Source organism: Pseudomonas sp. PSPC2-3, assembly GCF_049898265.1.
GTDB lineage: Bacteria > Pseudomonadota > Gammaproteobacteria > Pseudomonadales > Pseudomonadaceae > Aquipseudomonas > Aquipseudomonas veronii.
Genome location: NZ_JAFCXJ010000012.1, coordinates 211,255 through 235,743, shown reverse-complemented (window position 1 = coordinate 235,743; position 24,489 = coordinate 211,255). Strand labels below are relative to the sequence as shown.

Genomic DNA, 24,489 nt, shown 5'->3' with positions numbered 1-24,489 from the left:
ATTTTTCAGGGCAACCACACATGAAAATCAGCCGCCAAGCCTACGCCGACATGTACGGCCCCACCGTCGGCGACAAGGTCCGCCTGGCCGACACCGAGTTGTTCGTCGAAGTGGAGCAGGACTTCACCGTCTATGGCGAAGAGGTCAAATTCGGCGGCGGCAAGGTCATCCGCGATGGCCAGGGCCAGAGCCAATTGCTCGCCCATGAAGTGGTCGACACGTTGATCACCAACGCGCTGATCATCGACCACTGGGGCATCGTCAAGGCCGACGTCGGCCTCAAGAACGGCCGCATCCACGCCATCGGCAAGGCCGGCAACCCGGATATCCAGCCCGGCGTGACCATGGCCATCGGCGCCAGCACCGAAGTGATCGCCGGTGAAGGCATGATCCTCACCGCCGGCGGCATCGACAGCCACGTGCATTTCATCTGCCCGCAGCAGATCGAAGAGGCACTGACCAGCGGCGTCACCACCCTGATCGGCGGCGGCACCGGCCCGGCCACCGGCACTAACGCGACCACCTGCACCTCCGGCCCGTGGCACCTGGCGCGCATGCTGCAGGCCAGCGACTCGTTCCCGATGAACATCGGTTTCACCGGCAAGGGCAACGCCAGCCTGCCGGAGCCGTTGATCGAGCAGGTCAAGGCCGGCGCCATCGGTTTGAAGCTGCATGAAGACTGGGGCACCACGCCCGCGAGCATCGACAACTGCCTGAACGTCGCCGACCAATACGATGTGCAGGTGGCGATTCACAGCGACACCCTCAACGAGTCCGGCTTCGTCGAAACCACGCTGGCCGCGCTCAAGGGCCGCACCATCCACACCTACCACACCGAAGGCGCCGGCGGCGGCCACGCACCGGACATCATCAAGGCCTGCGGCTTCCCCAACGTGCTGCCCAGCTCGACCAACCCGACGCGGCCGTTCACGCGCAACACCATCGACGAGCACCTGGACATGTTGATGGTCTGCCATCACCTCGACCCGAGCATCGCCGAAGACGTGGCCTTCGCCGAAAGCCGCATCCGCCGCGAGACCATCGCCGCCGAAGACATCCTGCACGACCTCGGCGCGTTCTCGATGATCAGCTCCGACAGCCAGGCCATGGGCCGCGTCGGCGAAGTGATCACGCGCACCTGGCAAACCGCCGACAAGATGAAAAAACAGCGCGGCGCCCTGCCCGGCGACGGCCCCGGCAACGACAACTTCCGGGCCAAGCGCTACATCGCCAAGTACACCATCAACCCGGCGATCACCCATGGCATCAGCCATATCGTCGGTTCCATCGAAGTCGGCAAATGGGCTGATCTGGTGCTGTGGCGGCCGGCGTTCTTCGGCATCAAGCCGACGCTGATCCTCAAGGGCGGCGCGATTGCCTCAAGCCTGATGGGTGATGCCAACGCCTCGATTCCCACGCCGCAGCCGGTCCACTACCGGCCGATGTTCGCCAGCTTCGGCAGCGCCCTGCACGCCACCAGCCTGACCTTTATCAGCCAGGCCGCCGCGGACGCCGGCTTGCCGCAAGCCTTGGGCCTGAAGAAGCAGATCGCAGTGGTCAAGGGCTGCCGCGACGTGCAGAAAACCGACCTGATCCACAACGACTACCTGCCGCACATCGAGGTGGACCCGCAGACGTATCAGGTCAAGGCCGACGGCGTGTTGCTGTGGTGTGAGCCGGCGGATGTGCTGCCGATGGCGCAGCGCTACTTTCTGTTCTGAAGCGCCCTACGCCACGCTGGCGCGGCGCCCTATCGCCGGGAGGGAGTGGGGCTTGAGCGTGGGCCATGAATAGCGCCTCATTGTAAAAATGAGCAGCTTATTCATGGCCCCCACGGGCCTGGGCCTAACTCTGCAAGACCGCCGCCCTGGCGGGTCAGGTGTTCCAGCCTTTGCGCGGATCGAAGGCGGCGCTGTCGGCCAGCGCCTTCCACAACCCGAGCACCTCCTCGCTGGCTTCTTTGGGCATCACCACTTTGAGCTGGATGAACAGGTAACCGCGCTGGCCACTCTTGTTCAGCAGGCCATGGCCCTTGGCGCGCATGCGCTGGCCGTTCTGGCTGCCGGCCGGGACCTTGAGGTTGATCTTGCCGGTCAGGGTCGGCACCGCGACTTCGGTGCCCAACGCCAGCTCCCACGGTGCCACCGGTACGGTGATCACCAGGTTTTCGCCTTCGACCTCGAACTTGGGGTGCGGCGCGAACTTGACGATCAGGTACAGATCACCATTGGCCCCGCCGCCAACGCCCGGCGCGCCCTGGCCCTTGAGGCGGATGCGCTCGCCGTCGGTCACCCCGGCAGGGATCTTCACGTTCAGGCTCTTGGTGGTGTTGCTGACATGCCGGCCCGAGGCGTCGTATTGCGGCACCTGGAAGCTGATCTGCTTGGACTCGGTCGACAGCGTCTCCTCAAGAAACACCGACAGTTGCATCTCCACGTCCTGGCCCTTGCGTCCGGTACTGCGGCGCTGACCGCCGCCGAACGCATCGCCGCGCCCGCCGAAGATCGAACTGAAGAAGTCCGAGAAGTCGCCCGTGTCCTGGCCGCCGCCATAGCCGCCACGGCTCTGCCAGCCCGGTGGGCCCTGGAACGGCTGGCCGTGCTGGCCGTATTTGCGCAGCTCGTCGTACTCGGCACGCTTGTCGGCACTTTTCAGCGCTTCATAGGCTTCGGACGCGTCCTTGAACTTGGCTTCGGCGTCTTTTTCCTTGCTCACGTCCGGGTGATATTTGCGCGCCAGCTTGCGATAGGCGGCCTTGATTGCCTTGTCGTCCGCTGTCGGCTCCACGCCAAGGATCTTGTAATAGTCTTTAAAGTCCATCTGGGGGGTCACCCTCCGTCATCGATATCGCACAGCCAAGGGCACAGCATGCGCCGGTTTGCAGCGTTTGGATTGACTGAACTCAATCCCAAGCCGATGGATGCGTCTGAGTAGTTTATCGGCACCGCACGAATAACCTTGCAGCCGCCGACCGTATGCTGGACAAGTTGGGGGCAAACCCCGCTCTTTCAAGGCGCGCCGCCGGCTATTTAACAGATCGTCGGCCTACGCATCTGCACGCGGGTGGCATACACTGCGCGGCCGTTTTTCAACCGGAACCCGATAGACATGAAAAACCCATCCCCAGCCCGTGCCTGCGGCATCGACTTCGGCACGTCCAACTCCACCGTCGGCTGGATTCGCCCCGGCATGGAAACGCTTATCGCGCTGGAGGACGACAAAATCACCTTGCCGTCGGTGGTGTTCTTCAACTTCGAGGAGCGCCGCCCGGTCTACGGTCGCCTGGCGCTGCACGAATACCTGGAGAACTACGAAGGCCGGCTGATGCGCTCGCTCAAGAGCCTGCTGGGTTCCAAGCTGATCAAGCACGACACCAGCGTGCTGGGCACCGCGATGCCGTTCACCGACTTGCTCGCGCTGTTTATCGGCCAACTCAAGAGCCGCGCCGAAGCCACCGCCGGCCGCGAGTTCGAAGAAGTGGTGCTGGGTCGCCCGGTGTTTTTCGTCGATGACGACCCGATGGCCGACCAGGAAGCCGAGAACACCTTGGTCGACGTGGCGCGCAAGATCGGCTTCAAGGACATCTCGTTCCAGTACGAACCGATTGCCGCGGCCTTCGACTACGAGTCCACCATCGAAAAAGAAGAGCTGGTACTGATTGTCGACATCGGCGGCGGTACCTCGGACTTCTCGCTGGTGCGCCTGTCGCCGGACCGTCGCCACAACGACAACCGCCACGACGACATCCTCGCCACCGGCGGCGTACACATCGGCGGTACCGACTTCGACAAACAACTCTCGCTGGCCGGCATGATGCCGCTGTTCGGCTACGGCAGCCGCATGAAAAGCGGCGCGTACATGCCCACCAGCCATCACATGAACCTGGCCACCTGGCACACCATCAACTCGGTGTACTCGCAAAAATCCCAGTTGGCCCTGGGCAGCATGCGCTACGACATCGAAGACACCGGCGGCATCGACCGCCTGTTCAAGCTGATCGAACAGCGTGCCGGACACTGGTTGGCGATGGAAGTCGAAGAAACCAAGATCCAGCTGACCCACGAAGACAGCCGCCATGTGCTGCTCGACCGGGTGGAGCCAGGGTTGAGCGTGGACCTGAGCCGCACGTTGTTCGAGTCGGCCATCGACGGGCTGCTGGAGCGCGTGCGCAACAGCGTCACCCAATTGCTCAGCGACGCGTCGGTGGATGTGGCGCAGGTGGACACGGTGTTCTTTACCGGCGGTTCCAGCGGCATTCCGGCGCTGCGCCACAGCATCTCGGCGATGCTGCCGAATGCGCGGCATGTGGAAGGGAATATCTTCGGCAGTATCGGCAGCGGGTTGGCGATCGAGGCCAGTAAGCGCTACGGCAGCTGATACCGTCGCACTGCCCCCTGTAGGAGCGAGCTCGCTCGCGAAGGACGCCAACGATAACGCGGGCTGTCTGACGGCGCGCGGCGCTCTTGGGTTTTTCGCGAGCAAGCTCGCTCCTACAGCAGAGCAGTGTCCTCCCTCCTCAGACCATCCCGCCGAGCTTCAGCTCACTCTTCAGGTACGCATAGTAAATCGGCCCCGCCACCACCCCCGGCAGGCCGAACGCGGCTTCGAATACCAGCATCGCCAGCAACAATTCCCACGACTTGGCACTGATCTGCCCGCCGACGATGCGCGCATTGAGGAAGTACTCGACCTTGTGGATCACGATCAAATACCCCAGCGCCGCCACCGCGACCCAGATCGACAGCGACAGCGCGACGATGGTGATCAGGGTGTTGGACATCAGGTTGCCGATCACCGGCAGCAGGCCGAGCAGGAAGGTCAGCACGATCAGGGTCTTGGTCAGCGGCAGGTGAATCCCGCACAGCGGCAGCACCACGGCGAGGAACACGGCGGTAAACACGGTGTTGAGGGCGGCGATCTTGATTTGTGCGAAGACGATGTTGCGAAACGCCTGGACCAACAGGTGCAGACGATCGAACAGCGCGGCAGCCAGGGGTTTGCGCTTGGTCAGGTCGGGGATGCGCTGCAGCGCCATGATCGCGCCGAGCACCATGCCGATCAGCAGGGTGACGAACATGTGGGCGGCATCTTTGCCCACCAATTGCAGATCGCTGAGGTGTTTGCTGATCCAGTCGCCGATGGCCACCCGGAATTCGGCGGCGCTGGCGGGCAGGTAAGCGTCGAGGAACGGCGGCAACTGGCCGCGCGCGCGGTCGACCACGCCCATGAATTTGTCGAGGGAGGCCCCGGGGTTTTCCGCTTCGTGGAGCAGGAAGCTGATCGCGCCGGCAAAGATCAGGGTCAACACGCTGACGATCAGGGTGCCGAGCAAGGCCACGGCCAGCCAGCGCGCACGCCGACCTTCGATCAGCCGTTGCAGTTGAGGGGTAAGCATGTTGACCAGTTCAAATACCAACAGCCCGGCCAGCAGGCTGGGCAGCAACTTCAGCGGCAGAACCAGCAGTAATCCGCCGAAAATGATGATGTAACTGGCCAGCAATAACACGTGACGCTGAGAAAACGTTGGCATACAGCCTCAAAACGAACGGCGTTAAAGGATGGGCAGTCTGCCAGCCTTGAGGCAATCAAGCGAGTGGATCGGTAGTCAATGCGATCAAGCGTGGGAGCGGGCTGGCCCTTCAGGTAGACCGGGGGGCCCAGCCAGCCGCCCACATTTGATCTTCAGCGAACGCGAACGCGCGATCAGCCTTTGAGACAGGTGCTCATGAACGTCTTGCGCGCATCGCCGGTCAGCGCCTTGGTTTTCGCCGACGCATTGCAATCTTTCATCTTCTGCTGCTGCGGGGTCAGCGTCTTCGCATCATTGGCGGCGGGCGCCGACAGGCAGGTTTTCATGAACGCTTTGCGCTCGTCGCCTTTGAGCGTCTTGGTGGTGGCCTCGGCATTGCAGGTGGTCATTTTATTTTGCTGGGCGGTAGCGGCAAAGCCTTGGGAACACAGCAGCAGGCCCATCATCAACAACGGAATTCGCAGCATCTTCATGGAGTTTTCTCCCTGTTACCGCACCGGAGGGCGCGGCCTACGGAGGAGTGTAGCCAAACCTTGTAACATCTTCACCGACTACGGATGTTCGCCCGTCGGTACTGCGCCATACTCCCGTCTCACCAACACCTTGGGTTGTTTTCAATGCAATACGCGTATCCCCTGCTGGCCATTTTCATCTGGGCCGGCAACACCGTGGTCAACAAACTGGCCGTGGGTTCGATCTTCCCCGCTGAAATCGGCTTCTACCGCTGGTTGCTCGCGGCGCTGCTGTTTACCCCGTTCATGCTCAAGCCGGTGATTGCCCAGTGGCCGATCATCCGCCCGAACCTGGGCAAGATTTTTATCCTCGGCGTGCTGGGCATGGCGGTGTATCAAAGCCTGGCCTATTACGCCGCGTCGCTGACCAGCGCCACCAACATGGGCATCATCCTGTCGCTGATGCCATTGATGGCGTTGACGGCGGCGATCATCAGCCTCGGCCAACGCCTGACCTTCGGCGCGCTGAGCGGCGCGGTGCTGTCGTTCGCTGGCGTGGCGGTGGTGGTGTCGTCCGGTAGCCTGGGCACGCTGCTGCAACACGGGGTCAACCTGGGCGACGCGATGATGCTGGTCGCCACCCTGGCCTACGCGGTCTACAGCACCTTGCTGAAAAAATGGCAGCTGCGCCTGCCGCCGTTGGTGTTGCTGTATCTGCAGGTGCTGGTGGCCGTGGTGGTGCTGTTTCCGCTGTTTCTGTACTCGGCAAAAGCCGGGCTGGGCTGGGCGAATATTCCGTTGGTGCTGTACGCCTGCCTGTTGGCCTCGATGCTCGCACCATTGGCCTGGATGCACTCGGTGAAAACCCTGGGGCCGAGCCGCACCACGTTGTTTTTCAACCTGCTGCCGCTGATTACCGCGCTGATCGCGGCGCTGGTGTTGAAGGAAGCGTTGGCGCTGTATCACCTGGTGGGCGGGCTGCTGACGTTGGGCGGGGTGATTTTGTCGGAGCGCTGGACTACGCCGGTCGGGCGTAAGCTGGGCGTTGCCTGAGCTATCGCTATCGGGGGCAAGCCCCCTCCCACAGTGGACCGCGTTCGCCCTGGCGCCTCGGTCAACTGTGGGAGGGGGCTTGCCCCCGATGAACGATAACGCGGTGCATCTGCTACACCCCAGCCGCCTTGAGCCTCTGCGCATGCTCGACGAACAAGCGTATCGGCTCCGCGCCTTTGCCCACCAGCCCCAGCGACTGGTTGACGATATCGAAATGGTCGAGGGCGTAGTCATCGCCGATCACCGTCCCCAGGTGTGAGCTGTAGCGCCCGACCATGCCATCGCACTGGCCTTTCTCGCGCACGAAGCTGCGGGCGAACAAGCGGCAACTGCGATTCGTGCCATCGAGCAGGTTGCGCCCGCGATCGGTCTTACCCGGCTGCAAAGTGCCGGACCATGAGTAATAGCGCACGCCATTGACCTCTGCGGCGCCCTGCCCGCCCCATGTCGGCGGCAATCCCTGGGGATACTCACGATTGAACACCGCCACGCCAGCGCTGGTCAGCGACTGGTGCGAGGCGTGCAGGTCGGCCTTGAAGCGCGGGCCTCGGTAGCCGGTCTCCAGCAGGCTCATGACGGCGGCGACCAGATGAAACAGCGCGCTGACCATCCGGCCTTTGACGCTGCCCCGGGGGTAATGGGTGTGGAAATAATCCGCCAGCTCCGAACCGTGGTTGGGGCCGGCCACCGACGTCACCGAGGCGATCCACTGCGGACATTTGGCCGCGGCATAGCGCGCAGTGAGCGAACCCTGGCTGTGGCCGATCAGGTTGACCTTGTCGGCACCGGTTTCGCGGCGAATCCGCTCGACTTGCGCGAGCAACTGCTCGCCACGCACCTCGCTGGAATCGAGCGGCGCCACCTGCACCGCAAACACCTGCGCCCCGCCGGCCCGCAACGCCGGGACGATGCCGTACCAGTAAGGAAACAATCCCAGGCGCACAAACCCCAGCATGCCCGGCACCAGCACCAAGGGGTAACGCGTGGCTAACGACTGCGACATGAAGCGAACGTCCTTGATCAAGAAAGGATGAGCGCAGGCTAACCCAATCCGGCGACGGGCTGATGACATCTGCCGGCAAATCCAATAAAACTTTTTGCCCCGCCCACGACTCACAACTTGGAGCGATCACGCCGACAGAGCGTGGCGTAAAACCGGATTAGCCCCAGGAGGTTGAGATGACTGCAGCAAACCTGACTGACGTTGCGACCCTGCGCCAACGCGCCCGCCAGAACGTCGAAAACGGCGCCGTGACCGAAGGCTACAACGCCGACCGCGAAGAGATCATTCGCCTGCTCAATGCCTCGCTGGCCACCGAACTGGTCTGCGTGCTGCGCTACAAGCGTCACTACTTCATGGCCAGCGGCGTGAAGGCGCAGATCGCCGCTGCAGAATTCCTCGAACATGCGACCCAGGAAGCCGAACACGCCGACAAACTCGCCGAACGTATCGTGCAGTTGGGCGGCGAGCCGGAATTCAACCCGGACCTGCTATCGAAGAACGCCCATGCGCAATACGTGGCCGGCAACAATTTGAAGGAAATGGTCTACGAAGACCTCGTCGCCGAGCGGATTGCGGTCGACAGCTACCGTGGAATCATCCAGTACATCGGTGACAAAGACCCGACCACCCGCCGCCTGTTCGAAGAAATCCTGGCTCAGGAAGAAGAGCATGCGGATGACATGGCGGATATTCTCGAAAGTCTGTAAATGACTGCGCGTCTAAAAAGGGGGAAGCGGATTAGACCGCTTCCCCTTTTGACCGTCAGTTCGTCAGAAACCATGACAGGGCCATCCCCGCCACGGACGACAGTGTGAGCAGGTAGGGAACGACTATCCATAGTTTGAGACTTCTTGGAATACGTTTCACATCCTCAACGAGCACGAGGTATCGCCATTGAAAAATCCTCGGCATAAGGATGACGAGGGCAATCGCGAAGAGGCGTTTCAACTTCCCACCCAGCGGACCGACGCCAAACCTATATTTGAACGTTACTACGAATGTGCTGAACTTTAGATAATCTTCGGCCTCTTCAAGTCTTGTATAAATGACATAAAAATTTAATGGAAAACTCAGCAGCATCAACACACCAGACACTATACCGATGGACTCTGGCGTCATTGCCCACTCCCTGAAACTTTGTAAAGGAGGGAGCCTATTTGCTCACCGGTGTGGCTACCTAAAGCGCCCACGGCTACGCCCTTTATGGCGATAAACACATAAGGCTCCTGCATCGCGTCCACCTCCAAGTGACTGTGACCGCCGACTATAAGAAGGCGCCGCAGGAGGTATAAGGGGAATCAGGGGCGGATTTACTGTTTCAGAAATGAACTACGCAAGACCAAGAGCACACTTACAGCACTGACATAAAAAAGGCGCCCCTAGGGGCGCCCTTTCTTACGACTGCGCCGAATCAACCTTTCACGGTCTTCGGCGCCTTGCCTTCCTTCATCTGCTGCAACAACGGCGCGCACTGATTGGGCACGTCGCCGCTCGGCGCGACCAGTGCCAGCAACCCGGCAGCCGGGCCGGCGATCACGCCCAGCGCGACCATGCCGGCGCCACGCAGTGCCAGGGGGATGGCTTTCACGCCGGCATTCGGTTTGATGAACGGACCGTTCACATACAGCGGTGAGCGCAGCGAGAACAGGCGGAAGCCTTTCGATTCCGGGGTGATGGTCAGGTCGAGCTGCTCCGAGGCCATGTTCGCCGTGCCATCGATATAGACGATGGCGTTCTCGGTATCGAACACAAACAAGCGCGTGGTCGCGAGCCCGGTCTTGATGCCGAAGTCGGCCGCCGCGCAGTTGATCTTCACTTCCTTGTCGCCAAACAGGCGCCCGACGACGTAGTTGCCTACGTTGAGCCCGACGATTTCCATCAGGCCCCGGCTGATGGCGCCGTCGTTGATCAGCATCTTCAGGTCACCGTTGGCCGAGCCCAGCAACGCCGCCACCGAGTTACCACGCCCGGCAATATCGGCATCGCCGTTGAGTTCGCCAAAGCTGGTTTTCATCGGCTCGAAGGTCGGGAACAACTGTTTGAGCTTGAAGTTGCGCGCGGTCAATTTGGCGCGGCCTTCCATCGGCGTGATGCGCCCGTTCAGGCGGATCTGTGCATCGAGCTTGCCGCCGGCCACGCCGAACCGCAGGGGTTGCAGGCTCAGTTCGCCATCCGTCAGCACCAAGTGCGTATAGAGATCGGTGAAGGGCAAGTCGGTGCTGTGGACGATGCGTTTGCCGGTGAATTCCACGTCGGCATCCATGTCACGCCAGCGCTCGGTGCGGAACGCTTCCACCGGCAGCACTTTGGTCGCCGGTTGCTTGCTCATCCCGCCACGGGCTTTTTGCTTGGCGTTGGAGTCGGCACCGATCAAGGGCGCAAGGTCAGCCATCAGCAGTTGGTTGGACACCAGCGTGCCGCTGAGTTTGGGCCGCGGCTGGCTGGCGACGTAGGCCAGGTTGCCGTGGATGTCGCTGTCGCCGATCTTGCCGTTGAAGTTGTCGTAGCGGAACGTCGCGCCGCTGGCTTGATGCAGTTGCGCGATCAGGCGCCCATCGGTGGAATAGGCCGGCGAGTCCGGCAGGGTGACGCCGGTCAGCGGGTACAGGTTGCCCAGGCTGGCGCCGGCGAGTTTCAGGCGCAGGTCCAGGGCACCGAGGTTGAGCGGGTCGGTCAGGGTGCCGGCCACGGCGATGCGGGTGTCGGCGACGGTCACCTGGGCTTGCAGCGGAAACGGCTTGGCCGCGTCCTGCAAGGCGAGCAGGCCGCCGATCTTGCCGCTGCCGTCGAGTGTCTGCCCGTGGTAGCGACCTTTGACCTTGAGGCCGAACGCATAGTCCTGGGGGGCCGCGCCTTTTTCCAAGACCTTTTTGGCATCCGCATCGCCGACGATTTCGCTAAACGGAATGGGTTTGCCCAGCGGGTCGATGATCACGTCCAGTTGGGTTTTGAGGGTCTGGTCGTCGAGGGTCACGTGACCCTTGTCGAAGCCGATGGCACCGATGTCCACCACCCAAGCGGAGGGTTCGGCGTTAGGGTCCTTGGGATCGAATGTGAACACCCAGTTGGCGCGCCCATCGGCCAGGCGCTGCAACTCGGCGCTCGGTTCGACGAGGTCGATACGCGGGATCACCACGCGTTGCACCAGCAAGGCCAATGGCGAGATACGCAGCTCCACACGCTTGAGCGTGACCATCTGCGGGGTTTTCGACCAGTCGGGGTTGCCCAGGCTCAGGTCTTCGGCAATGACATGGGGCCAGGGCACCCAGGCACGCCAGCCGTCCTCGTCCAGTTCACGGCGCCACACCACCGCCAGGTTGCCATTGATGGCGAACGGGCGATGCAGTTCTTCGGAAACCTTGGCATTGAGCGGCGGTTTGATGCGGTTCCAGTCGAAGAACAGCAAAAACAACACCACCACGGCGATTGATAGAACGATGCTGGCGCAGCACCAAGCGACGATTTTACGAGTGCGCGTCATTGCACAGAGCTCCTGAATACGACTGGCTGAGTCACAGCCCTTGAGACAGCTTATACAGCTAGGACTGGCAAACCCTCCCGGGGTTTAACCCAATCAACGTTTTACCGGAAAAAATCCATTTTTCTGACCACTTCGACAGATTTATCCCACTCCAGCGCACCATTGTTACCCAGGCGCGTGTCGAAAATACCCAGCACGGTGCAAAACCGCGGGCTTGAGAGGCTCGACTTAGAGCCTCCCATGGGAACAATCAATTCCGTTGATTATTACCATTGGGTTTATGAACTTTTATATCGACTTATCGAGAGTAGCATTAGCCCCGTACCCACTTAATCGCCCTCCCAAGGAGCAACCGATCATGAAACGCCAAGTACTCGCTACCGTGCTGCTGTCCGTCCTGGCATCCAGTGCCTTTGCCCTGCCGGCCGCTGAACAAGCGATCCCACAAGCCAAAGCCGATGCCGTTCAATTCAGCCAAACCCTCGCCCGTAGCGGGTCGCAAGAACAAGAGAACCGTGACTACGCCAAAGGCGCCGTTGCTGAAAATGGTTCGGAACAAGCCAACAAACGCGCTTACACCGAAGGCGTGACCGAAAACGGCCACAACCGCCTGGAAGAAAAAGGCCTGGTTGAAGGTGGTGCTGAACACGCCAACAAACGTGCCTATACAGAAGGTGTTGCTGAAGGCGGTGCCGACCGTCTGCAAGACCTGCATCAAGCTCAGAGCTAAGCCTGTGGTGGCCCGGAAAAAAGCCCGATCCCTGGATCGGGCTTTTGACTTTCTGCACAACGTGTCACGCATCCACGCCGCAATGCCCTGCCAAGTTCGACGTCTATGAAGCGGTTTTGCTAGAGTGCGTCGCTGTACTTGCCGACAAAGCCCGCCCGCCATGCTGCCCCGTGCCGAACAGAAGCAACAGACCCGCCTCGCCCTGATGGACGCAGCCCGCCATCTGATGGAGTGTGGCCGCGGGTTCGGCAGCCTGAGCCTGCGGGAAGTGGCCAAGACAGCCGGGATCGTGCCCACCGGGTTCTATCGTCACTTTGCCGACATGGACCAACTGGGCCTGGTGCTGGTCAGCGAAGTCGGCCAGACCTTTCGTGCCACGATCCGCCTGGTGCGCCACAACGAATTCATGATGGGCGGCATTATCGATGCGTCCGTGCGGATCTTCCTCGATGTGGTCGCGGCCAATCGCTCGCAATTCCTGTTCCTGGCCCGCGAACAGTACGGTGGCTGCCTGGCTGTGCGCCAAGCCATCGGCGCGCTGCGCGAAGACATCACCAGTGACCTGGCCGCCGACCTGACCCTGATGCCCAAGCTCCAGCACCTGGACGCCGACGGCCTGCACGTGATGGCCGACCTGATCGTCAAAAGTGTGTTCGCCACCCTGCCCGACATCATCGACCCGCCCGCCCACGCGCTGCCCGCCCATCTCACGCCCCAGGCGAAAATCACCCAACAGTTGCGCTTCATCTTCATTGGCCTCAAGCACTGGCAGGGCCTCGGCAGCACCGAGTAAGCCGTCAACCCGCCGTGTGGAAACGCTTGGCGCCGGTGTAGTTCTTGTTCCAGTAGTTGTTGCTCAGCGAATCGATCCGCACATTCTTGCCGGCCCGCGGCGAATGAATGAATTTCCCTTCGCCGATATACAGCCCCACATGGCTGACCTGACCGCGCCCGTTGCCTTTGAAAAACACCGCGTCCCCCGGCTTGAGCTCGTTGCGCTTGACGGTCGCAGCCGTTGAACGGTGCATCGCCGCCGTCGTGCGCGGGATGTGAATGTTGGCTTCGGTCTTGAACAGGTAGACCAGGAAACTACTGCAATCAAACCCTTGCTCGGCCGAGGTGCCCCCCCATTTGTACGGGGTGCCCAGCAGGGCATGGGCGCGGTCGACCACATTCGCCACCGAAGACGTTGGAACACCAGGCAGCGAAGAGCCGAATGTCGATTGGGGTTTCAGGTTGGCCGAGGCCGATGAGATGACGCAGGAAAGACTGAAAAGGATTAAAAAGAAAAGTGACTTGAACATTGATGAATCGCCGTGGTGTTAAGACGGCGCAAATCCTAAAGAAACAGCGCGTAACTTTTTGAACGCGGAATCCGGATGCTGCGTAGGAGAAATCTGAAAAAACACCAGTGCGAATTAGATGAGAGAAATTTCATGCAAAACCGCACACCACATCCACACACAACGCCCCCATCCAGTGCTGCACCTCCAGACTTGCACCAAATTGAGGCATAAAGGCGCTGACTGACGCCCTATTCGGTGGCATCGCTGCGCTCGCCTTCAGGGAATTCCTACTCCTGCGCGGGATTGGCAAGCCCCTTGCTCTAGCTCTCTTATCGCTCATAGCTGGAAGCCTTCTGATGCTGGTGATCCACCGCCGAATCGCCCCGCAAGCCCTCTGGGCCGCCGAGTTGCTGCTGAACTTCGAAGCACGCAGCAAAAGCCGCCTGCGCTGTTTCAGTGCCGACGGCGAAGACGTCGGCCTGTTCCTGGAGCGTGGCCAGCCGCCGCTGCACGATGGCGAGTTCCTACAGGCTGAAGACGGACGTGTAGTACGTGTCTGCGCGCGCCCTGAACAACTGCTGCACGTCACCTGTCGCAATGCATTTGAACTGACCCGCGCCGCGTATCACCTGGGCAATCGCCACGTGGCCTTGCAAGTAGGCGACGGCTGGCTGCGCCTGCTGGATGATTACGTGCTCAAGGCCATGCTTGAACAGCTGGGCGCGCGGACCGAAACCCTCGAAGCGCCATTCCAGCCGGAACACGGGGCCTACGGCGGCGGCCACCACCATTCACGCCATGGCGATGAAGATTTCAACTACCCGCCGAAGCTGCATCAGTTCGGCGTGCGTTTATGAACCCAGCCTGGGCGCTGCTGCGTCTGGCCAGTCCGCAATTGCCGATTGGCGGCTACAGCTATTCCCAGGGCCTGGAAATGGCCGTGGAGAATGGCCGCGTCAAAGACGCGGCCGGCGCCCGCCGCTGGATCAGCGACCAGTTGCTGCTCAACCTCGCCCGCTTCGAAGCGCCGCTGTTGCTCGCGCATTGCCGCGCCGCTGTGGCCGGCGATTGGTCGCAGCTGGCGCAACTGTGCGAGGAGCACCGCGCCAGTCGCGAGACCCGCGAGCTGTATCAGGAGAGCCGGCAGATGGGGTACTCCCTGCAGCAACTGCTCAACGGCCTGCCGGAACTGGACGACGCGGCCCGTGATTTTCTCGCACAACACGCCGAGCCGCATCTGGCGCTGGGCTGGGCCCTGGCCGCATGCGCCTGGGGCATCAGCCCCGACGACGCCCTCGCCGCCTGGCTGTGGAGCTGGCTGGAAAACCAGCTGGCCGTGCTGATGAAAACCCTGCCGCTCGGCCAGCAGGCCGCCCAACGCCTGACCAGTGAACTGCTGCCCCTGCTGCAACACGCCCAGCAGGACGCCAGCCACATCGACCCCAACCATTTCGGCAGCGCCCCGTTCGGCCTGTCCCTGGCGTGCATGGCCCACGAGCGCCAGTACAGCCGCCTGTTCCGTTCCTAGGAGAAGCACATGAACACACAACCTCTGCGTGTCGGCATCGGCGGCCCGGTGGGCTCCGGCAAGACCGCCCTGACCCTGGCCCTGTGCCTGGCCTTGCGTGATCGCTACAACCTGGCGGTGGTCACCAACGACATCTATACCCGCGAAGATGCCGACTTCCTGGTGCGCAACCAGGCCCTGGCGCCCGAGCGCATCATCGGTGTGGAAACCGGCGGCTGCCCGCACACGGCGATCCGTGAAGACGCCTCGATCAACCTGGAAGCGGTGGACCAACTCAACCGGCGCTTTCCCGGCCTGGACCTGATCCTGGTGGAGTCGGGCGGCGATAACCTGTCGGCGACGTTCAGCCCGGAACTGTCGGACCTGACCATCTATGTGATCGATGTGTCCGCCGGCGATAAACTGCCGCGCAAGGGCGGCCCCGGCATCTGCAAATCCGACCTGCTGGTGATCAACAAGATCGACCTGGCGCCCTTGGTCGGCGCCTCGCTGGAACTGATGAACAGCGACACCCAACGCATGCGCAACGGTAAACCCTTTGTGTTCAGCAACCAGAAAACCGGCGTCGGCCTGGATGAGATCGTCGCCTTCATCGAACGCCAGGGCCTGCTGACTGCGGCCTGATCACCCCATAAGGAACCTGTCCATGTGCCTGAAAAAACTCTTCGCTGCCGCCGCCCTGCTGCTCGCACCCGCCTTGGCCTTCGCCCACCCGGGTCACGGCGACAACGGCCTGATGGCGGGTATCAGCCATCCATTGGGCGGTCTCGACCATTTGCTGGCCATGCTGGCGGTCGGCTTGTGGGCCGCCCAGCAAAAAGGCGCGGCGCGTTGGGCGCTGCCCTGCACCTTCGTGGCCACCCTGTTGCTCGGCGGCCTGTTGGGCTTTGAAGGCCTGGCGTTGCCGGCGCTGGAAAGCGGGATTGCCGCGTCGGTGCTGGCCCTGGGCCTGGCGGTGGCGCTGGCGGTGCGCCCGCCGTTGTTCATGGCGCTGGGGGCGACGGCCTTGTTCGCGCTGTTCCACGGCGTGGCCCATGGTTTGGAGCTGCCGGACATGTCCAGCCCTTGGGCGTATGCCGCCGGATTTGTCGGCGCCACCGCTGTGTTGCACGCTGCCGGTTATGCCGTGGTGCGCTGGCTGCCGACTGCGGCGGCGCCGTTGGTGCGGGTTGCCGGGGCGGCTTCGGCGGCGACCGGGGTTTGGTTGCTGGCTGGCTGATTTGCGGCGCGATTAAGCGCCTCATCGGGAGCAAGTCGAATCGTCGCACCGCCCCTCCCACATTCGCTTGCATTCCAAAGTTGGAACTCGGTCGAATGTGGGAGGGGGCTTGCCCCCGATAGCGGTGGCGCAGACACCACTGATCCCAAGCCTGCTACCATGCGCGCCTACACCCCTGCCGTGACGACGCCAGCCGATGCCCATCGCTCCAAGCTCCGCCCTTCAGCCTTCCTTGAATGCCGTGCTCACGCACTTCCATGACCTGATCGTGCCGCTCTGGCAGGGCCCGGGCTGGAACGCCGAGCTGGCGCTGCCCTACGAGGCGCTGGACGCCGACCACCGGCCGCTGCCGCCGCAACGCTACCGCGCCATGGCCTGTGCCCGGCAGTTGTACCTGTTCGCCAGCCTGATCGGCGAACCCGGCGCAGCCTTTGCCGAAGAACGCGCCGCCGTGTTGTTCCGCTCGCTGCAACGGCATTTCCACGACGCCGAGCACGGCGGCTGGTTCTACAGCATCGACCCCGCCGGCCAGCCGCTGGACAAGCGCAAGGATCTGTACACCCACGCGTTCATCATCTTCGCCTGCGCCCATTACTGGGCCAAGGTGCGCGAACCGCTGGTGGAGTCGGTGTTGAATGCGGCGCTGGAAGTGGTCGCCCAACGTTTCGCCAGCGGCGATGGCCTGTACGAGGCGGTGCTGGAGCGTAATTGGTCGTCCCTCAAGTCCGGCCCATTGCAAAACCCGCTGATGCACCTGGCGGAAGGCTTCCTCGCCACCCTGGCGGTGCGTGAAGACGCCGCGGTGCAAACCGCATTGCTGGCCTTGGCGACGGCCATGCAGCAGCGTTTCATCGAGCGCCAGCACGGCGTGATGATGGAAAAACCGCTGGGCGCTGTGGATAACTGGTTTGAGCCGGGGCACCAGTTCGAGTGGTTCTTCTTGCTTGAGTCTTCCGACGTGCTGCGCGGCACGCCGCTGCATGCTTCGCTGACGCGGGCCTTTGCCTATGCCGAGCAAACGGGTGTGGATAACCGGACCGGCGCGGTCAGCGGCATGCTCGCCCTGGACGGCAGCGTGCGCGACGGCACCCAACGCATCTGGGCCCAGGCGGAATACCTGCGCGCACTGACCTTGCGGCCGGGCAGCGAAGCCGTGCTGCAGCGCCAGTTGATTGCGTTGCAGCAGCACTTCCTGCATGCCAAGGGCTGGAATGAATGCCTGGATGCCCAGGGCCGCGTGAGCCGACGGGATATGCCGTCGACCACGCCGTATCATCTGGCGACCTGTTATCAGGGGCTGACCTCAGGGCCTCATCGGGGGCAAGCCCCCTCCCACATTTGAATGGGTTCACACATCAAAATCTGTGAACCCAATTCAGTGTGGGAGGGGGCTTGCCCCCGATGCAGGCAACTCGGTCTAACCCCTTACTTGGCCCCACGCTCAATCGCAAACCCGGCCCAGCTCTGGCTCACCGGCATCAGCTCAAGACGGTTGATGTTGACGTGCGCCGGGGTGTTGAGCACCCAGAAGATGGTGTCGGCGATGTCCTGCGGCTGGATCGGCTCGGCGCCGGCGTAGGTGGCGTCGTAGCGCGCCTGGTCGCCGCCGAAGCGCACCAGGGAGAACTCGCTTTCACACAGCCCTGGCTCGATGTTGGTCACACGCACGCCGGTGCCTTGCAGGTCGCAGCGCAGGTTCAGCGAGAATTGCTTCACGAACGCTTTGGAGCCGCCATACACGTGGCTGCCCGGGTACGGGTAGCTGCCGGCGATGGAGCCCAGGTTGATGATCCCGGCACCGCGGCCATAGGCGATCAGGCGCGGCAACAGCAGGTGGGTGGTGGTCAGCAGGCCCTTGATGTTGGTGTCGACCATGGTTTCCCAGTCGTCGAGGTTGCACTTGGGCGCGGGATCGGTGCCCACGGCCAGTCCGGCGTTGTTGATCAGCCCGCGCAGCTTGGCGAACGCGGGCGGCAGGCCGGTAATCGCCGCTTCCATGCCTTGGCGGTCACGCACGTCCACCACCAGGCCGTGTACTTCGGTCTGCTTGGAAAGCTCTTCGACCAGCGCGTTCAGACGCTCGGCACGACGACCGGTGAGCACCAGTTTCCAGCCAGCTTCGGCAAACCGACGGGCGCAGGCTTCGCCGAAACCTGAAGTTGCGCCAGTAATAAACAGCGTGTTGGACATGGTGTTCTCCTTGCGGGCATCGGGAAAAAATAAGCCAGCAGAATGCCCTTACGCCGTCGTCGCGGCAACCGCTATGCACATCAGGCCATGCACGCCTGATCAGTTTCTAACCAAACCACGCAAAGCCTTACACACCGTGGCCTGCAGCCATATGCGCGCAGGTTATCCACAATTGCGCCCACAGTCTTTGGGGGCAAGTGCAAAAAGCCCAGAGCCGCTGTGTACAAGGCTTTCAGGCGGTTTTGCAAAGTTTTTTGCTTGACCTGGACGAGGCGGTATGTAGGCCCATGCACGAGAGGAAAAACCGAACGATGGCTCCAGGCCAGTCATTCCGGCCTCTGCGGGCGTCTTTCCAGAGTTTAACCACAGACTTATCCACAGGTTGGACAGACATAATCCGGTCATATACCTGTGTCTTTAAACAGGTTGACAAACCCCTCGGCAGGTCGCCAAAAAGCCACTGATCAAAAAACAACCATCACGCTGCAGACCACGTAATCAAAGGCTTTCAGCCAGCTACTCCCACGTTACCCACAGCCGGTTCCACAGCGGATGGGGACAAGTCAAAACTGTGACAAAACAGCGATTTGCGGCGGCTATCTGTCGCGCTTTGGAAGGTGGCCGGATTTGTTTTCCACAATTTGGGATCGCACTTGTGAACACCACAAAAACAAATGTGGGAGGGGGCTTGCCCCCGATGGCGGTGGGTCAGTATCAGGTGTTCTGACTGATACACCGCCATCGGGGGCAAGCCCCCTCCCACAAGGTTTATGCGTCAGTGGCCACCGAGGTAGGCGTTGCGCACTTCCTCGTTCACCAGCAGTTCCTTGCCGGTGCCTGTCAGGCGAATCTCGCCGTTGACCATCACATACGCCCGGTCTGACAGACGCAGCGCATGGTTGGCGTTCTGCTCCACCAGGAAGATGGTCATCCCGGTGGCCGCCAGTTCGCGCAGGGTGGAAAAGATCTGCTTCACCACAATCGGCGCCAGGCCCAGGCTCGGTTCGTCGAGCAACAACAACTTGGGCCGGCTCATCAGTGCGCGGGCGATGGCGAGCATTTGCTGCTCGCCACCGGACATGGTCATCGCCCGTTGGTTACGCCGCTCTTTGAGCCGTGGGAACAGCTCGAACATGCGCTGCATATCTTCCTGGGCGAACTTGTCACCGATGGGGATGGTGCCCATCAGCAGGTTTTCCTCGACGGTCATGTCGGGGAACACCCGCCGCCCTTCCGGCGACTGCGCAATGCCGTTGGACGCGATGTAGTGGGACGACTTGTGGGTGATGTCGACGCCGTTGTAGAGGATCTGCCCCGACTCCGCCCGTGGCTGGCCGAAGATCGACATCAGCAGCGTGGATTTCCCCGCGCCGTTGGAGCCGATCAGGCTGACCGTTTCGCCTTCGTTGATGTGCAGCGAGACTTTCTTCAGCGCCTGGATCGGCCCGTAGAACACGTCCAGGTCCTTCATTTCGAGGATAGGCCCGTTCATACAAGCTCCTCTTCATCCGCGCCCAGGTAGGCCGCGATCACTTTCGGGTCGTTGCGGATCGCATCCGGCCCGCCCTCGGCAATCACGTTGCCGTGGTCGAGCACCACGATGTGGTCGGAAATACTCATCACCATGCCCATGTCGTGTTCGATCAGCACCACTGTGAGGTCGTGTTCGTCGCGCAGCAGGCGAATCATCGCGCTGAGGGCTTCGGTTTCCTGGGGGTTGAGGCCCGCAGCCGGTTCGTCGAGACAGATGATCTGCGGCCGGGTACACATGGCGCGGGCGATTTCCAGGCGGCGCTGCTGGCCGTAGGAAAGCTCACCGGCCAGGCGGTTGGCGCAGTCCACCAGGTCGACCACTTCCAGCCAGTAGAAGGCGTGGTCGAGGGCGTCGCTTTCAGCCTTGCGGTAGCCCTTGGTGTTGAGGATGCCCGCGAGCATGTTGCGGTTGACCCACATGTGCTGGGCGACCAGCAGGTTTTCCAGCACCGACATTTCCTTGAACAGGCGAATGTTCTGGAAGGTCCGCGCCAGGCCGGCGCGGTTCACCAGGTGGGTGCCGCCGAACATCTTGTAGTACACGCGGCTGAAGAAGCTTTTCGGCGACACGAAGTCGATGGCCTCGAAGCGCTCGCCGAGCAGTTGGATCACGTTGGTCTGCTTGCCGCGCACGTTGAGTTCGATCTTGCCGCCACTGGCTTTGTAGAAGCCGGTGAGGCAGTTGAACACCGTGGTCTTGCCGGCGCCGTTGGGGCCGATCAGGGCGAAGATCGAGTTGCGTTCGACCTTGAGGCTCACGTCGCTCAAGGCCTTGATGCCACCGAAGTGCATCATCAGATGTTCCACGGACAGGACGACTTCCTTGCTCATGGCGCCACTCCTTTACGTGGGGTCACACCGGTACGGCTGATCCGGATCAGGCCGCGTGGCCGCCAGATCATCATCACCACCATCAACACGCCAAACAGCAGCACGCGGTACTCAGAGAAGCTGCGCAGCAGTTCCGGCGCGACGGTCAACACGAACGCCGCGATCACCACGCCCACCGTCGAGCCCATGCCGCCCAACACCACGATGGCCAGGATCAGCGCCGACTCGAAGAAGGTGAACGACGACGGGTTGACGAAGCCTTGGTAACTGGCGAAGAACACCCCGGCCAAACCAGCTGTGGAGGCGCCGATGGTGAACGCCGAGAGCTTGACCAGCACGTGGTTCAGGCCCATGGAGCGACAGGCGATTTCATCTTCGCGCAAGGCTTCCCAGGCGCGGCCGACCGGCATGCGGGTCAGGCGATGCTTGATGTACAGCACGGCCAGCACCACCAGGAACAGCACGATGTAGATGAACATGAACTTGATGTTGGGGTTGTAATCGAGGCCGAAGAACTCATGGAACGGAATCCCGCCATCCTTCGCTTTGCGCCCGAATTCCAGACCGAGGAAGGTCGGCGAAGGCACCGGCATGCCGTTTGGCCCGCCGGTGAACGACAGCCAGTTGTTCAGCACCAGGCGGATGATTTCACCAAACCCCAGGGTCACGATCGCCAGGTAGTCGCCGTGCATGCGCAGCACCGGGAAGCCGAGTATGCACCCCGCCAGTGCCGCCGCGATGGCCGCCAGCGGCAGCACCGTCCAGAAACCCAGGCCGAGGTATTGATACCCCAGCGCGAGGCCGTAGGCACCGATGGCGTAGAACGCCACGTAACCCAGGTCGAGCAAGCCGGCCAGGCCGACCACGATGTTCAGGCCCAGGCCGAGCAGTACGTAGATCAGCCCGAGGATCACCACGGTGAGCAGGTACTTGTTGGCGAAGATCGGGAACACGATGGCGATCACGATCAGCGCCGGGATGATCCAGCGCAGCCGCGACTTGTAGTCCGGCGCCAGCACATGGACGCCCGAACCGCTGCTCTCGAAGCCCTGCAGAATCTTCACGCCCTTGGGCGTTTGCAGGAACAGGCTGAGGGCAAAGCGGCCGGCCATCACGATGGCGACCAGGATCGCCACGCGCGCAGGTTGCAGGTTGAAGCTGTAGCCGTCGAGCACCACGCCGACGATCGGACCGAACACGATCAACGCAATCAGCCCGGCGAGGATCGTATCGACCACACTTTTTTTGATATCAATCGATTTGGCAGCAGACATGTTTATACCTTAGCCACGAGTGGGCGACCAAGCAGGCCCTGGGGACGGAAAATCAGAATCACCACCAACAGGGAGAAACTGAACACGTCTTTGTAGTCAGAGTTGATCAACCCCGAGAACAGCGACTCCGAAATACCGAGGATGATCCCGCCCAGCATCGCCCCAGGCAGGGAACCGATGCCGCCGAGTACCGCCGCGGTGAAGGCCTTGATGCCGATGATGAAGCCGGCGTAGAAGTCGAACGTGCCGTAGTTGAGGGTGATCAACACGCCGGCCAGGGCCGCCATGGCGGCACCGATGACAAACACGTAGGAAATCACGCGGTCGGTGTTGATGCCGAGGATCGAGGCCATCTTGCGGTCTTGCTGGGTAGCGCGGCACATGCGGCCGAGCTTGGTGTACTTGATGATGTAGGTCAGCAAGGCCATGCCGGCGAAGGCAGCGACCAGGATGAAGACCTTGGTGTACGTCAACTGGACGAAACCGCTGCCGATATCGACGCGCCAGGCGCCGGCCAGCAGGGTCGGAATGCCTTGTTGCTTGGCGCCCTGGGCGATCTGTGCGTAGTTCTGCAGGATCAGGGAGATACCGATGGCGCTGATCAGCGGTGCCAGTCGGGTGGAGTTGCGCAGCGGTTTGTAGGCGACCCGTTCGATGACCCAACCGTAAACGCCGGTGACGACCACGGTGAAGATCAGGGTGCCAAGAATGAGCAGCGGGAAGGATTCGATGCCGAAATAAGCCAGCAGTGCCAGACTGATCGCCGCGAGGTAAGCGGAAATCATATAAACCTCGCCATGGGCGAAGTTGATCATGCCAATGATGCCATAGACCATTGTGTAGCCGATGGCGATCAGGCCATAGACCGACCCGAGGGTCAGGCCGTTGACCAGTTGCTGCAGGAAAATACCATCCATAACGCAATCTCACGCGGTGAGCACCTGCACACCGGTAGGTGTGCGGCGCTTCTGGAGGAAAAGACAGATCTCAATCACAACCCAGTCCCCCTGTGGAAGGGGGCTTGGCCCCGATTGCGGAGGGTCAGCTATACATCGGGTGGCTGATACACCGTCATCGGGGGCAAGCCCCCTCCCACATTAGGTCTGTGGTACTCAGCCTTACTTCTGCTTTTCCAGCTGGTGGTATTTGCCGTCTTTGTCCCACTGGTAAACCACGTAGTCGGAGACTTTCAGGTCGCCCTTGCCATCCCAGGCTTTTTCACCCATCACGGTTTTTACCGGGTGAGCCTTGAGCCACTTGGCGGCGTCTTCACCCTTGTTGGACTTGGCACCGTTGAAGCCGGCAGCCAGGGCCTGGACCGACGCGTAGGCATACAGCGTGTAGCCTTCTGGCTCGGTGCCGTTTTTACGGAACTCTTCAACCACCGTCTTGCTGTCCGGCAGCAGACGCGGGTCGGCGCCGAAGGTCATGTACACGCCATCCACATATTGCTTGCCACCGGCGGTCGCCACCAGTTCGTCGGTCACGATGCCGTCGTCGGACATGAATTTCACGTCCTTGAGGCCTGCTTCACGAATCTGGCGAACCAGCGGACCGGCTTCCGGGTGCAGGCCGCCGAAGTACACGACGTCAGCGCCCAAGGAGCGGATTTTGGTGACCAGGGCACTGAAGTCTTTCTCGCCCCGGGTCAGGCCTTCTTCCAGCACCGGTTTCACGCCGCGCTTGGTCAACTGGGCAGCGGTAGCATCGGCCAGGCCTTTGCCGTAGGTGTCCTTGTCGTTGATGACCGCGACTTTCTTGCCCTTGAGCACGTCGACGATGTAGTCGCCGGCCACGATGCCTTGCTGGTCGTCACGCCCGCACATACGGAACATGGCGCCCAGGCCGCGTTCGGTGACCTGCGGGTTGGTCGAGCCTGGGGTGATGGCGATGATGCCGGCTTCGTCGTAGACCTCGGACGCCGGGATGGTGTTGGACGAGCAGAAGTGCCCGACCACGCCGATCACTTTGTCCTGGTCGGCCAGGCGGTTGGCCACGGCCACGGCCTGCTTGGGTTCACAGGCATCGTCACCGGCGACCAGCTTGATCTGCTCACCGTTGATGCCGCCAGCCTTGTTGATGACATCGGCTGCCGCCTGGGCGCCCTTCATGTACTGCTCACCGAAAGCGGCGTTGGCGCCCGTCATCGGCCCCGCTACGCCAATCTTCACATCAGCTTGAACAAACGTAGAAACACCCAGCGCCGCTGCAACGGCGAGGGCCAGAAAACCTTTCTTGTAAAACGTCTGGGACATGAGTGGTGCTCCGAGGTTTTTGTTTATTGGCACTAAGTATTCACTGCAAACCTTCAACCAAAACTTTCACTGAAAGCCCAGAGCAAGCCGCGTGCCATTACGTTTTTATTCTTCAAAAAGACAC

At 61.6% G+C, this 24,489-nt stretch carries 24 protein-coding genes; 11 read left to right on the top strand and 13 right to left on the bottom strand.

The annotated features are described in order from the left end of the window. Positions 1 to 20 precede the first annotated feature (20 nt). Positions 21 to 1,721 carry an urease subunit alpha gene (gene ureC, locus ACP7E3_RS26860; protein WP_057006066.1) on the top strand — a complete coding sequence of 567 codons (1,701 nt, stop codon included), beginning with the start codon at positions 21 to 23 and terminating at the stop codon, positions 1,719 to 1,721. Between the two features lie 154 nt (positions 1,722 to 1,875). On the opposite strand, the gene ACP7E3_RS26855 is transcribed toward ureC, so the two are convergent. Next, entirely contained in the window at positions 1,876 to 2,820 is a 945-nt protein-coding gene (locus tag ACP7E3_RS26855; RefSeq protein WP_426124919.1) for a DnaJ C-terminal domain-containing protein, read from the bottom strand. Positions 2,821 to 3,108: 288 nt separating this feature from the next. On the opposite strand from ACP7E3_RS26855, the gene ACP7E3_RS26850 reads away from it, so the two are divergent. Further along, positions 3,109 to 4,377 (top strand): Hsp70 family protein, encoded by a 1,269-nt coding sequence (locus tag ACP7E3_RS26850; protein ID WP_017849705.1) that lies wholly within the window; start codon positions 3,109 to 3,111, stop codon positions 4,375 to 4,377. A gap of 139 nt (positions 4,378 to 4,516) precedes the next feature. Here ACP7E3_RS26850 and ACP7E3_RS26845 read toward each other — a convergent pair whose 3' ends face one another. Together ACP7E3_RS26845 and ACP7E3_RS26840 are read right to left on the bottom strand one after the other, a co-directional pair. Further along, positions 4,517 to 5,530: an AI-2E family transporter gene (locus ACP7E3_RS26845; RefSeq protein WP_046384871.1), complete on the bottom strand. Its 1,014-nt coding sequence runs from the start codon at positions 5,528 to 5,530 to the stop codon at positions 4,517 to 4,519. 173 nt (positions 5,531 to 5,703) lie between these two features. Beyond that, entirely contained in the window at positions 5,704 to 6,003 is a 300-nt protein-coding gene (locus tag ACP7E3_RS26840) for a PsiF family protein (RefSeq protein ID WP_017849707.1), read from the bottom strand. A 144-nt stretch (positions 6,004 to 6,147) separates the two neighbouring features. Here ACP7E3_RS26840 and ACP7E3_RS26835 point away from each other — a divergent pair, with 144 nt between their 5' ends. Continuing rightward, the gene (locus tag ACP7E3_RS26835; RefSeq protein ID WP_057006068.1) at positions 6,148 to 7,035 is read left to right on the top strand and encodes a DMT family transporter; all 888 of its coding nucleotides are present in this window, start codon (positions 6,148 to 6,150) and stop codon (positions 7,033 to 7,035) included. Positions 7,036 to 7,147: 112 nt separating this feature from the next. On the opposite strand, the gene ACP7E3_RS26830 is transcribed toward ACP7E3_RS26835, so the two are convergent. Next, positions 7,148 to 8,038: an esterase/lipase family protein gene (locus ACP7E3_RS26830; RefSeq protein WP_057006069.1), complete on the bottom strand. Its 891-nt coding sequence runs from the start codon at positions 8,036 to 8,038 to the stop codon at positions 7,148 to 7,150. A gap of 176 nt (positions 8,039 to 8,214) precedes the next feature. On the opposite strand from ACP7E3_RS26830, the gene ACP7E3_RS26825 reads away from it, so the two are divergent. Further along, complete coding sequence (locus ACP7E3_RS26825) at positions 8,215 to 8,745, top strand: ferritin-like domain-containing protein (RefSeq protein ID WP_057006070.1); 531 nt, start codon at positions 8,215 to 8,217, stop codon at positions 8,743 to 8,745. 55 nt (positions 8,746 to 8,800) lie between these two features. Here ACP7E3_RS26825 and ACP7E3_RS26820 read toward each other — a convergent pair whose 3' ends face one another. Continuing rightward, positions 8,801 to 9,157, bottom strand: coding sequence for a hypothetical protein (locus tag ACP7E3_RS26820; RefSeq protein ID WP_102618689.1), 357 nt, complete (start codon positions 9,155 to 9,157; stop codon positions 8,801 to 8,803). Positions 9,158 to 9,449: 292 nt separating this feature from the next. Further along, on the bottom strand, positions 9,450 to 11,519 hold the full coding sequence (locus tag ACP7E3_RS26815) for an AsmA family protein (RefSeq protein WP_169864646.1): 2,070 nt from the start codon (positions 11,517 to 11,519) through the stop codon (positions 9,450 to 9,452). A gap of 358 nt (positions 11,520 to 11,877) precedes the next feature. Here ACP7E3_RS26815 and ACP7E3_RS26810 point away from each other — a divergent pair, with 358 nt between their 5' ends. Together ACP7E3_RS26810 and ACP7E3_RS26805 are read left to right on the top strand one after the other, a co-directional pair. Further along, positions 11,878 to 12,249, top strand: a complete 372-nt coding sequence (locus ACP7E3_RS26810; RefSeq protein WP_046384877.1) for a hypothetical protein — start codon at positions 11,878 to 11,880, stop codon at positions 12,247 to 12,249. Between the two features lie 160 nt (positions 12,250 to 12,409). Next, complete coding sequence (locus ACP7E3_RS26805) at positions 12,410 to 13,042, top strand: TetR family transcriptional regulator (protein WP_046384878.1); 633 nt, start codon at positions 12,410 to 12,412, stop codon at positions 13,040 to 13,042. A gap of 4 nt (positions 13,043 to 13,046) precedes the next feature. Here ACP7E3_RS26805 and ACP7E3_RS26800 read toward each other — a convergent pair whose 3' ends face one another. Next, positions 13,047 to 13,553: a C40 family peptidase gene (locus ACP7E3_RS26800; protein ID WP_026140377.1), complete on the bottom strand. Its 507-nt coding sequence runs from the start codon at positions 13,551 to 13,553 to the stop codon at positions 13,047 to 13,049. A 338-nt stretch (positions 13,554 to 13,891) separates the two neighbouring features. Between ACP7E3_RS26800 and ureE the strand changes: the two genes are divergently transcribed. From ureE to ACP7E3_RS26775, 5 genes are all read left to right on the top strand, one after another. After that, positions 13,892 to 14,392, top strand: a complete 501-nt coding sequence (gene ureE / locus ACP7E3_RS26795) for an urease accessory protein UreE (protein ID WP_017849717.1) — start codon at positions 13,892 to 13,894, stop codon at positions 14,390 to 14,392. After that, entirely contained in the window at positions 14,389 to 15,063 is a 675-nt protein-coding gene (locus tag ACP7E3_RS26790) for an urease accessory protein UreF (RefSeq protein WP_426124913.1), read from the top strand. Before ureE ends, ACP7E3_RS26790 begins: the two co-directional genes overlap by 4 nt. A gap of 9 nt (positions 15,064 to 15,072) precedes the next feature. Next, the gene (gene ureG / locus ACP7E3_RS26785) at positions 15,073 to 15,687 is read left to right on the top strand and encodes an urease accessory protein UreG (RefSeq protein WP_017849719.1); all 615 of its coding nucleotides are present in this window, start codon (positions 15,073 to 15,075) and stop codon (positions 15,685 to 15,687) included. 22 nt (positions 15,688 to 15,709) lie between these two features. Next, positions 15,710 to 16,282, top strand: a complete 573-nt coding sequence (locus ACP7E3_RS26780; protein WP_426124911.1) for a HupE/UreJ family protein — start codon at positions 15,710 to 15,712, stop codon at positions 16,280 to 16,282. A 196-nt stretch (positions 16,283 to 16,478) separates the two neighbouring features. Next, the gene (locus ACP7E3_RS26775) at positions 16,479 to 17,624 is read left to right on the top strand and encodes an AGE family epimerase/isomerase (protein WP_426124909.1); all 1,146 of its coding nucleotides are present in this window, start codon (positions 16,479 to 16,481) and stop codon (positions 17,622 to 17,624) included. 83 nt (positions 17,625 to 17,707) lie between these two features. Here the strand turns inward: ACP7E3_RS26775 and ACP7E3_RS26770 are convergent, their stop codons facing one another. From ACP7E3_RS26770 to ACP7E3_RS26745, 6 genes are all read right to left on the bottom strand, one after another. After that, complete coding sequence (locus ACP7E3_RS26770) at positions 17,708 to 18,472, bottom strand: SDR family oxidoreductase (RefSeq protein ID WP_057003688.1); 765 nt, start codon at positions 18,470 to 18,472, stop codon at positions 17,708 to 17,710. A 775-nt stretch (positions 18,473 to 19,247) separates the two neighbouring features. Beyond that, entirely contained in the window at positions 19,248 to 19,964 is a 717-nt protein-coding gene (locus tag ACP7E3_RS26765) for an ABC transporter ATP-binding protein (RefSeq protein WP_017849723.1), read from the bottom strand. Further along, entirely contained in the window at positions 19,961 to 20,836 is an 876-nt protein-coding gene (locus ACP7E3_RS26760) for an ABC transporter ATP-binding protein (protein ID WP_057003687.1), read from the bottom strand. The genes ACP7E3_RS26765 and ACP7E3_RS26760 overlap by 4 nt, the downstream gene beginning before the upstream one ends. After that, positions 20,833 to 22,110 carry a high-affinity branched-chain amino acid ABC transporter permease LivM gene (gene livM / locus ACP7E3_RS26755; protein ID WP_017849725.1) on the bottom strand — a complete coding sequence of 426 codons (1,278 nt, stop codon included), beginning with the start codon at positions 22,108 to 22,110 and terminating at the stop codon, positions 20,833 to 20,835. The genes ACP7E3_RS26760 and livM overlap by 4 nt, the downstream gene beginning before the upstream one ends. 2 nt (positions 22,111 to 22,112) lie before the next feature. Further along, entirely contained in the window at positions 22,113 to 23,027 is a 915-nt protein-coding gene (locus tag ACP7E3_RS26750; RefSeq protein ID WP_003236186.1) for an ABC transporter permease subunit, read from the bottom strand. Positions 23,028 to 23,228: 201 nt separating this feature from the next. Next, entirely contained in the window at positions 23,229 to 24,365 is a 1,137-nt protein-coding gene (locus ACP7E3_RS26745; RefSeq protein ID WP_057003686.1) for a branched-chain amino acid ABC transporter substrate-binding protein, read from the bottom strand. Positions 24,366 to 24,489: the final 124 nt, after the last annotated feature.

Excerpts from the sequence above, each read along its gene's own strand:
- ACP7E3_RS26845 (WP_046384871.1), bottom strand. The coding sequence starts at position 5,530 with ATGCCAACGTTTTCTCAGCGTCACGTGTTATTGCTGGCCAGTTACATC.
- ureC (WP_057006066.1), top strand. The coding sequence starts at position 21 with ATGAAAATCAGCCGCCAAGCCTACGCCGACATGTACGGCCCCACCGTC.
- ACP7E3_RS26805 (WP_046384878.1), top strand. The coding sequence starts at position 12,410 with ATGCTGCCCCGTGCCGAACAGAAGCAACAGACCCGCCTCGCCCTGATG.
- ACP7E3_RS26765 (WP_017849723.1), bottom strand. The coding sequence starts at position 19,964 with ATGAACGGGCCTATCCTCGAAATGAAGGACCTGGACGTGTTCTACGGG.
- ACP7E3_RS26830 (WP_057006069.1), bottom strand. The coding sequence starts at position 8,038 with ATGTCGCAGTCGTTAGCCACGCGTTACCCCTTGGTGCTGGTGCCGGGC.
- ACP7E3_RS26815 (WP_169864646.1), bottom strand. The coding sequence starts at position 11,519 with ATGACGCGCACTCGTAAAATCGTCGCTTGGTGCTGCGCCAGCATCGTT.
- livM (WP_017849725.1), bottom strand. The coding sequence starts at position 22,110 with ATGTCTGCTGCCAAATCGATTGATATCAAAAAAAGTGTGGTCGATACG.
- ureG (WP_017849719.1), top strand. The coding sequence starts at position 15,073 with ATGAACACACAACCTCTGCGTGTCGGCATCGGCGGCCCGGTGGGCTCC.
- ACP7E3_RS26760 (WP_057003687.1), bottom strand. The coding sequence starts at position 20,836 with ATGAGCAAGGAAGTCGTCCTGTCCGTGGAACATCTGATGATGCACTTC.
- ACP7E3_RS26745 (WP_057003686.1), bottom strand. The coding sequence starts at position 24,365 with ATGTCCCAGACGTTTTACAAGAAAGGTTTTCTGGCCCTCGCCGTTGCA.
- ACP7E3_RS26825 (WP_057006070.1), top strand. The coding sequence starts at position 8,215 with ATGACTGCAGCAAACCTGACTGACGTTGCGACCCTGCGCCAACGCGCC.
- ureE (WP_017849717.1), top strand. The coding sequence starts at position 13,892 with ATGCTGGTGATCCACCGCCGAATCGCCCCGCAAGCCCTCTGGGCCGCC.
- ACP7E3_RS26750 (WP_003236186.1), bottom strand. The coding sequence starts at position 23,027 with ATGGATGGTATTTTCCTGCAGCAACTGGTCAACGGCCTGACCCTCGGG.
- ACP7E3_RS26835 (WP_057006068.1), top strand. The coding sequence starts at position 6,148 with ATGCAATACGCGTATCCCCTGCTGGCCATTTTCATCTGGGCCGGCAAC.
- ACP7E3_RS26810 (WP_046384877.1), top strand. The coding sequence starts at position 11,878 with ATGAAACGCCAAGTACTCGCTACCGTGCTGCTGTCCGTCCTGGCATCC.
- ACP7E3_RS26820 (WP_102618689.1), bottom strand. The coding sequence starts at position 9,157 with ATGACGCCAGAGTCCATCGGTATAGTGTCTGGTGTGTTGATGCTGCTG.
- ACP7E3_RS26790 (WP_426124913.1), top strand. The coding sequence starts at position 14,389 with ATGAACCCAGCCTGGGCGCTGCTGCGTCTGGCCAGTCCGCAATTGCCG.
- ACP7E3_RS26850 (WP_017849705.1), top strand. The coding sequence starts at position 3,109 with ATGAAAAACCCATCCCCAGCCCGTGCCTGCGGCATCGACTTCGGCACG.
- ACP7E3_RS26840 (WP_017849707.1), bottom strand. The coding sequence starts at position 6,003 with ATGAAGATGCTGCGAATTCCGTTGTTGATGATGGGCCTGCTGCTGTGT.
- ACP7E3_RS26775 (WP_426124909.1), top strand. The coding sequence starts at position 16,479 with ATGCCCATCGCTCCAAGCTCCGCCCTTCAGCCTTCCTTGAATGCCGTG.
- ACP7E3_RS26770 (WP_057003688.1), bottom strand. The coding sequence starts at position 18,472 with ATGTCCAACACGCTGTTTATTACTGGCGCAACTTCAGGTTTCGGCGAA.
- ACP7E3_RS26780 (WP_426124911.1), top strand. The coding sequence starts at position 15,710 with ATGTGCCTGAAAAAACTCTTCGCTGCCGCCGCCCTGCTGCTCGCACCC.
- ACP7E3_RS26800 (WP_026140377.1), bottom strand. The coding sequence starts at position 13,553 with ATGTTCAAGTCACTTTTCTTTTTAATCCTTTTCAGTCTTTCCTGCGTC.
- ACP7E3_RS26855 (WP_426124919.1), bottom strand. The coding sequence starts at position 2,820 with ATGGACTTTAAAGACTATTACAAGATCCTTGGCGTGGAGCCGACAGCG.